The following is a 6,837-nucleotide window of genomic DNA, read 5'->3' on the forward strand; positions in this document are numbered from 1 at the left end:
GTACTCCTTATCTTGGGGACGCGCGACGGTCAGCAGTCCGGCGCGCGCTGGGGGTGGCCGCGAGCGTTCAGCGCTTCGTGGACAGGTAATCGGAAAGGCGCTGCACGTCGGCCGGCGTGACGCGCAGGCCCAGCTTGCTCCGGCGCCAAAGGATGTCCTCGGCCTCCGTCGCCCATTCGTGGCGGACGAGGTAATCGACCTCGGCCTGGTAGAGATCCGCACCGAAATGCTCACCGAGCGCGTGCAGACCGTCCGCTTCGCCGAGCAGGTCGCGGGCACGCGTGCCGTAGCTGTGCACGAGACGCCAGGCGAAGGCATCGGGCAGCCAGGGGCGCGACGCGCGGATGTCCGCCTGCAGTTCGTCGATGTCGCGTTCGCCGCCACCGGGCAGCGGCGGCGCATCGGCCGTCCACGCCGGCTGCGTGTTGCCGAGCAGCGGCGCGAGCTTGTCCACGGCCTCCTCCGACAGCTTGCGGAAGGTGGTCAGCTTGCCGCCGAAGACGTTCAGCAGCGGCGGGCCGTTGGCGTCGATGTCGAGCTGGTAGTCGCGCGTGACTTCCGAGGCGTTGCCGGATTCGTCCTGAAGCAGAGGGCGTACGCCGCTATAGCTCCAGACGACGTCGGCGGGCGTCAGCTGCTTCTTGAAGTAGCGGTTCGCGGCGTCGCACAGGTAACGCGTCTCCTCGTCGGTGATGACGGGGCGCGACGGGTCGTCCTTGTATTCGATGTCGGTCGTGCCGACGAGCGTGAAGTCGCGCTCGTACGGAATGGCGAAGACGATGCGGCGGTCGGGCTGCTGGAAGATGTACGCATAGCGGTGGTCGAAGATCTTCGGCACCACGATGTGACTGCCCTTGATCAGGCGCAGCGAGTGCTGGTGCGGCACGTGCGCCACGTCGTCCAGGAACGTCGCCGCCCAGGGGCCGGCGGCATTGACGAGCGCGCGCGCCCGGATGAAGTGACGACTGCCGTCGCGACTCTCGAGCTCGGCGGTCCAGCCTTCACCGTCGCGGCGCGCGCTGACGCAGCGCGTGTGGGTCTCGACGCGAACGCCGCGGCGCGCCGCGTCCATCGCGTTGAGCACGACGAGGCGCGCATCCTGCACCCACGCGTCGGAGTACACGAAGCCCTGCGTGAACTCGTCGCGCAGCGGCTCGCCGGTCACGTGCTTGCCGAAGCGAACGCGCCGCGAGCCGGGCAGCGTGCGCCGTCCACGACCGAGATGGTCGTAGAGGAACAGGCCGATGCGGATCATCCACGCGGGACGCAGGTGCGGCTGGTGCGGGAGCACGAAACGCAGCGGCCAGATGATGTGCGGCGCCGCGCGCAGGAGCACCTCGCGCTCGGCCAGCGCCTTGCCGACGAGGGCGAATTCGAACTGCTCGAGGTAGCGCAGCCCACCGTGGATCAGTTTCGTGCTCGCGCTGGAGGTGTGGGACGCGAGGTCGTCGCGCTCGCAGAGCCAGACGCTGAGGCCACGGCCCGCCGCGTCACGCGCGATACCGACGCCATTGACGCCACCACCCACCACCAGAACATCGACCTGCTCGACCATCGCACGCTCCGTCATTCGGGAGGCGGCGCCGGCAACCGTGAGAAAGACCCTACGCCCGGGTACGTTCGTTTGGGTGGAACTCGCGCGTGAATCCTTGCGCATTCGAACATTTCTTACGCGCTGTCAGGCACCGCCTGTTGGTAAACGAGCATATTCGAACACAAACGAACATCGCACGCTGCGGTGCAGCGAAGCCGTACTCGTGCGAGCACCCATCGCCGATGCGATCGGCTCCCACCCTTCGGTAGCGGGGCCGACCATTCCATGGGTGAGAGCTGGCGGCTCTGGTGGGAGCCGATCGTATCGGCGATCCCGCGGCAGCGGGCACGGTCGCCGCGGAGGCCGGGCTCTAGCTCAATCCTTGGCGACGAAGACCTGGGTACCCGATGCCTCGAGCACGGGCTGCAACGCGTCCGGAGGGGGGCGGTCGGTGAACCAGGCGTCGACACGCGAGAAGTCGCCAAGGCGAACCATGGCGTTGCGGCCGATCTTGGTATGGTCCGCCCCCAGATACACCTGGCGGGAGTGCTCGATGATCGCCTGCGCCACGCGCACCTCGTGGAAATCGAAGTCGAGCAGCGTGCCGTCGAGCTCGATCCCCGAGATACCGATGATGCCGAAGTCGACCTTGAACTGACGGATCAGCTCGATCGTGGCCTCGCCCGTCACACCGTGGTCGCGGCCGCGCACGACGCCGCCGGCGACGATCACTTCGAACGTCGGGTTGTCGCTGAGCAGGATGGCGATATTGAGGTTGTTGGTGATGACGCGCAGATCGCGGTGGTTGAGCAACGCGCGGCCGACGCCTTCGTTGGTGGTGCCGAGGTTGATGAAGAGCGACGAGCCGTCCGGGATCGCCGCGGCGATCGACGCGGCAATGCGGTTCTTTTCCGCCGCCTGGAGCGACTGGCGCGCCGCGTAGGCGACATTCTCGACACTGGAGGACGGCGCGCTGACGCCACCGTGATAGCGACGGATGAGCCCCCCGTCGGCCAGCAGGTTGAGATCGCGTCGGATCGTCTGCGGCGCGACGTCGAAGTGACTCGCGAGCTCGTCGACACCGACGAACCCTTCGCGTTGCACGATCGCGATCAATTCTTCCTGTCGCCTGTTGAGTCTTGGCTCCATCGGCTACCCCATCAACGTTCCACTTCCCGACATGATGGCGCGTGTGGCGGGTGGAAGTCATGCGGCGGGCGCGTCGGTGAGTGGATGCCGGTAGTTGCCCGGGTAGTCGCGATGAGAGAATCGGTTCGCCCGCGCTGGAGCGGGCGCTCTACGAACAAGGAGTTTCAATGTTCACTTCCTGTCCGGCGACTCGTGTCGCCTGCGCTACCGCGCTCTCCCTTTTTCCCTTCGCTGGTGCCCTCGCGGACAGCCTGGATGGCTACCGCACCGTGCCCGCATACAGCCGTTCCGCCGACCTGCCCTTCGAGCTTCCGGCACCGTATCGCGACGCCGGGCAGCCATCGGCGAGTCCGGATCCACGTGCGATCGAAAAAGTCTGGATCCTTTCCGTGGAGTCCCAATACGGCGGTGCCGAGACGATCCGCGAGGATCAGACCCGGACGTCGAACGATCACTATGGTCTTTACCTGAAGGTCGGCGTGCTCGAGGTCGGAATCGCCGCCCAGCGGCGACTGACGCTCGATGGCGTCGCGCTGAACGTGGCACCGATGTACACGTTCCCCGTGTGCATCATCGATGGGCAGTACAGCTGGCCGTGCTCGTCAGGCACCGTGGTAGGCACGTTCCTGCAGTACGACCTCGGCGATTCCGACGGCGGCCAGTTCCGTCACGAAAGTATTCCCGCCGAAGGGCCGTCGCGCAGCGACTCGCTCGAGATCCTCTGAAGTCAGGCCAATCCGCGAGGTGCCGCAGGACCTGAGGCGTGCGGCGAGGAGCCGTCGCGGCCGGGTCCGCTCCTACACGAGCGCGCGACACGGCGTCCTGTGGGAGCGCACCTGGGCGCGACGGCTTGTCGCGAGGCGCCGCAGGACCTGTGGCGTGCGGCGAGGAGCCGTCGCGGCCAGGTCCGCTCCCACACAAGCGCGCGACACGGCGGCCTGTGGGAGCGCACCGGGGCGCGACGGCTTGTCGCGAGGTGCCGCAGGGCCTGAGGCGTGCGGCGAGGAGCCGTCGCGGCCGGGTCCGCTCCCACACAAGCGCGCGACACGGCGGCCGTTGGAGCGCACCGGGGCGCGACGGCTTGTCGCGAGGTGTCGCAGGATCTGCGGCGTGCGGCGAGAAGCGGTCGCGGCCGGGTCCGCTCCCACAGCGCAAAAGAAAAAACCCGGCCTCAATGAGACCGGGTTTTTGGGATAAAGCCCCTGGCGGTGACCTACTCTTGCATGGCTTGAGCCACACTACCATCGGCGCATGCGCGTTTCACTTCTGAGTTCGGGATGGGATCAGGTGGTACCACGCCGCTATGGCCGCCAGGGAAGGGGTGGGAGCAGCGCAGGTGCGCCGGCTCCACAGAGGGTTGTAAACGAGTGACAAGCGTCCGGGGTCGACCGGAGGATTGTATTAAGACGGTGAAGCGTCTTGGGGTTATATGGTCAAGCCTCACGGCTCATTAGTACGCGTAAGCTCAATGCATTGCTGCACTTCCACACCGCGCCTATCAACCACCTAGTCTTGATGGTGCCTTAAGGAGAGTCAAGCTCTCGGGAGATCTCATCTTGGGGCGTGCTTCCCGCTTAGATGCTTTCAGCGGTTATCACTTCCGTTCGTAGCTACCGGGCAATGCCATGGGCATGACAACCCGAACACCAGCGGAACGTCCACTCCGGTCCTCTCGTACTAGGAGCAGCCCCCCTCAAATCTCCAACGCCCACGACAGATAGGGACCGAACTGTCTCACGACGTTCTGAACCCAGCTCGCGTACCACTTTAAATGGCGAACAGCCATACCCTTGGGACCGGCTACAGCCCCAGGATGTGATGAGCCGACATCGAGGTGCCAAACACCGCCGTCGATATGAACTCTTGGGCGGTATCAGCCTGTTATCCCCGGAGTACCTTTTATCCGTTGAGCGATGGCCCTTCCATACAGAACCACCGGATCACTAAGACCTACTTTCGTACCTGCTTGATCCGTCGATCTCGCAGTCAAGCACGCTTATGCCTTTGCACACAGTGCGCGATGTCCGACCGCGCTGAGCGTACCTTCGTGCTCCTCCGTTACTCTTTGGGAGGAGACCGCCCCAGTCAAACTACCCACCATACACGGTCCCCGATCCGGATTACGGACCTAGGTTAGAACGTCAAGCACTTCAGGGTGGTATTTCAAGGATGGCTCCACCGAAACTAGCGTCTCGGTTTCATAGCCTCCCACCTATCCTACACAGAAGAACTCAACGTTCAGTGTAAAGCTATAGTAAAGGTTCACGGGGTCTTTCCGTCTTGCCGCGGGAACGCTGCATCTTCACAGCGATTTCAATTTCACTGAGTCTCGGGTGGAGACAGCGCCGCTGTCGTTACGCCATTCGTGCAGGTCGGAACTTACCCGACAAGGAATTTCGCTACCTTAGGACCGTTATAGTTACGGCCGCCGTTTACTGGGGCTTCGATCAAGAGCTTCGCCTTGCGGCTGACCCCATCAATTAACCTTCCAGCACCGGGCAGGCGTCACACCCTATACGTCCACTTTCGTGTTTGCAGAGTGCTGTGTTTTTGATAAACAGTCGCAGCGGCCAGGTTACTGCGACCCCTCGATGCTCAGTCACGCACGTGACCACACCAAGGGGCGCACCTTCTCCCGAAGTTACGGTGCCATTTTGCCTAGTTCCTTCACCCGAGTTCTCTCAAGCGCCTTGGGATTCTCACCCTGCCTACCAGTGTCGGTTTACGGTACGGTTTTTCTACAGCTGAAGCTTAGTGGCTTTTCCTGGAAGCGTGGTGTCAGTCACTTCGTCCTCATAGGACTGGTCTCGGTGCTCGGCATAAGTGATCCCGGATTTGCCTAAGATCACTGCCTACCGCCTTTCCCCAGGACAACCAACGCCTGGTAGACCTAACCTTCTCCGTCCCCACATCGCACTGTAGAAAAGTGCAGGAATATTAACCTGCTTCCCATCGACTACGCATTTCTGCCTCGCCTTAGGGGCCGACTCACCCTGCGCCGATGAACGTTGCGCGAGGAAACCTTGGGCTTTCGGCGGGGGGGCTTTTCACCCCCCTTATCGTTACTCATGTCAGCATTCGCACTTCCGATACCTCCAGCAAGCCTTACGACTCACCTTCACAGGCCTACGGAACGCTCCTCTACCGCGTACAGGTCAAAACCTGTACACCCCGAGCTTCGGTGCATAGCTTAGCCCCGTTAAATCTTCCGCGCAGACCGACTCGACCAGTGAGCTATTACGCTTTCTTTAAAGGGTGGCTGCTTCTAAGCCAACCTCCTGGCTGTCTATGCCTTTCCACATCGTTTTCCACTTAGCTATGACTTTGGGACCTTAGCTGCGGGTCTGGGTTGTTTCCCTTTTCACGACGGACGTTAGCACCCGCCGTGTGTCTCCCGTGTAGCACGTGTTGGTATTCGGAGTTTGCCATGGTTTGGTAAGTCTCAATGACCCCCTAGCCATAACAGTGCTCTACCCCCAACAGTGTTCGCACGAGGCGCTACCTAAATAGCTTTCGAGGAGAACCAGCTATCTCCGAGTTTGTTTAGCCTTTCACTCCGATCCTCAACTCATCCCCATCTATTGCAACAGATGTGGGTTCGGTCCTCCAGTGCGTGTTACCGCACCTTCAACCTGGTCAAGGATAGATCACTCGGTTTCGGGTCTACTGCCAGAGACTATTCGCCCTATTCAGACTCGGTTTCCCTTCGCCTCCCCTATACGGTTAAGCTTGCCACTGACAGTAAGTCGCTGACCCATTATACAAAAGGTACGCAGTCACCCTTGCGGGCTTCCACTGCTTGTACGTATACGGTTTCAGGGTCTATTTCACTCCCCTCTCCGGGGTTCTTTTCGCCTTTCCCTCACGGTACTAGTTCGCTATCGGTCAGTCAGGAGTATTTAGCCTTGGAGGATGGTCCCCCCATGTTCAGACAGGGTTTCACGTGCCCCGCCTTACTCAATTTCATGCCATGCACCCTTTCGTCTACCGGGCTATCACCGTCTACGGCCAGCTTTTCCACGCTGTTCGACTAGAATGTACGACACTTTTGGGCTAGTCCGCGTTCGCTCGTCGCTACTGACGGAATCTCGGTTGATTTCTTTTCCTCCGGGTACTTAGATATTTCAGTTCCCCGGGTTCGCTTCGCATAGCTA

The 6,837-nt window shown here is 61.8% G+C and carries 3 protein-coding genes and 2 rRNA genes (1 of these 5 only partly in view); 1 reads left to right on the forward strand and 4 read right to left on the reverse strand.

The genetic code is table 11. The features are described 5' to 3' along the window. Positions 1 to 67: 67 nt before the first annotated feature. Positions 68 to 1,555: a glycerol-3-phosphate dehydrogenase gene (gene glpD / locus BMW54_RS11255; protein WP_090055496.1), complete on the reverse strand. Its 1,488-nt coding sequence runs from the start codon at positions 1,553 to 1,555 to the stop codon at positions 68 to 70. Between the two features lie 354 nt (positions 1,556 to 1,909). Then, positions 1,910 to 2,683: a DeoR family transcriptional regulator gene (locus BMW54_RS11260; protein ID WP_090055497.1), complete on the reverse strand. Its 774-nt coding sequence runs from the start codon at positions 2,681 to 2,683 to the stop codon at positions 1,910 to 1,912. A 167-nt stretch (positions 2,684 to 2,850) separates the two neighbouring features. Here BMW54_RS11260 and BMW54_RS11265 point away from each other — a divergent pair, with 167 nt between their 5' ends. Next, positions 2,851 to 3,408, forward strand: a complete 558-nt coding sequence (locus tag BMW54_RS11265) for a DUF4879 domain-containing protein (protein WP_090055499.1) — start codon at positions 2,851 to 2,853, stop codon at positions 3,406 to 3,408. A 475-nt stretch (positions 3,409 to 3,883) separates the two neighbouring features. Here BMW54_RS11265 and rrf read toward each other — a convergent pair. Together rrf and BMW54_RS11275 are read right to left on the reverse strand one after the other, a co-directional pair. Then, positions 3,884 to 3,998 (reverse strand): 5S ribosomal RNA (gene rrf, locus BMW54_RS11270). A gap of 114 nt (positions 3,999 to 4,112) precedes the next feature. Next, positions 4,113 to 6,837 (reverse strand): 23S ribosomal RNA (locus BMW54_RS11275); it runs 160 nt beyond the window's last position.

Source organism: Luteibacter sp. 329MFSha (genome assembly GCF_900111665.1).
Taxonomy (GTDB): Bacteria; Pseudomonadota; Gammaproteobacteria; order Xanthomonadales; family Rhodanobacteraceae; genus Luteibacter.